The organism is Ideonella azotifigens (assembly GCF_021043325.1).
In the GTDB taxonomy this organism is placed as follows: domain Bacteria; phylum Pseudomonadota; class Gammaproteobacteria; order Burkholderiales; family Burkholderiaceae_C; genus Ideonella; species Ideonella azotifigens.
Window position 1 is genome coordinate 1 of sequence record NZ_JAJNKD010000052.1, and the last position, 1,322, is coordinate 1,322.

Here is a 1,322-nt window from a genome sequence, read left to right on the forward strand (position 1 = left end):
GGTTCTTCACCCAACTCCGGGGAAGGCGGCGCGGATTTTGAGGAAGAAATAGGCGTCGTCGCGGAAGCCGTAGGCCATGCGTTTGATGACTTTGATCTTGTTGTTGATGCCCTCGATGAGGTTGGTGCCCAGAGGGAATCGGCAGTGGGCCAGGATGCCTGGCAGGTAGGGCTTGAGGTTGGCGGCAAAGCGCTTGAGCGGCTCGATGCGGCTGCGCCTGGCCTTGGCGTACCAACTCTTCCAGGCGCGTTCGGCGTAGCCGGGATGGCGATAGCGCCAGAGGTCCTTGAGCGCATCGCGCAGCACATGGACGACGAACAGCGCACGGTTGGCGGCCAGCAGTTCCTTGAGCTGGATGTCCTGCCCCGGCGCCAGTGAGTCGCGGTTCTTCAGCAGCAGCCAACGCGCGCCCTTGACGATGCGGCGAGCCGGCTTGTCGGCGCGCAACTCGTTGGCACGGTCCACGCGTACCCGGTCGATCACCTCGCGGCCGTACTTGGCCACCACATGGAACAGGTCAAAGACGATGGCGGCCTGCGGGCAGTGATGCTTGACCTCCAACTCGTAGCCCGCATTCATGTCCATGACTGCCGCACGCAGCCGCTTGCAACGCTGCGCCCCGAGCAACTCGAAGAACGGTCGCACATCGGCCCGTCCCCGACCGCGCCCCACCCACAGCACGCGCTTGCGCGTGGGCTCGACGATGACGGTGGCGTAGCGGTGGCCCTTCTGGATGGCGAACTCGTCCATGCCGATCACCTCCAGCCCATCCAGATCGGGTGGCCCGAGCTGACGCTCAAGGCTGGCGAAGTCCAGATCTTTGACCGTCTTCCAGTCCAGGCCGAAGAAACTGGCCACGTGTCTCACGGATGCCACCCGGCACAACTGCGCCACCGACTCGCCCAAGCGCCGTGTCACCCGGGCGTAGGGTGCCAGCCAGCTCAACCGCTCCAGCTTCGGACCACAGCGCGGACAGGACACGCGCACACGCGGCACGACCAGCTCGACACGGTGCTCGAAGATCGGCAGATCGCGGATCCGCCGCTCCTGCCAATCATGAACCGACCGGGTCGACTCACCACAGTGACTGCATTGGCGCAGCCATCCCTCGATGGCTTGCAACCGCAACACGCACCAGGACTGCTCGCCCCTGCGTTCCTGCCAGTCCTGAACAACCTCATACCCGGTCCAGCCTGAAAGCCGGGCCATAAGATGCGCCTGGGCCACGGTTGCCCTCCTGCCGTCTTGATGCTTGGTACCACCAAGGTAGCAGTGACAACCGTGTGCCCGCCCTGCGATTCACTCAGATCGGCGAAGAACCT

The 1,322-nt window shown here is 64.4% G+C and carries 1 protein-coding gene; it reads right to left on the reverse strand.

Annotated elements, in window-relative coordinates:
* Positions 1-6: 6 nt before the first annotated feature.
* Positions 7-1,227 (reverse strand): ISL3 family transposase, encoded by a 1,221-nt coding sequence (locus tag LRH25_RS32570; RefSeq protein WP_141291987.1) that lies wholly within the window; start codon positions 1,225-1,227, stop codon positions 7-9.
* Positions 1,228-1,322: the final 95 nt, after the last annotated feature.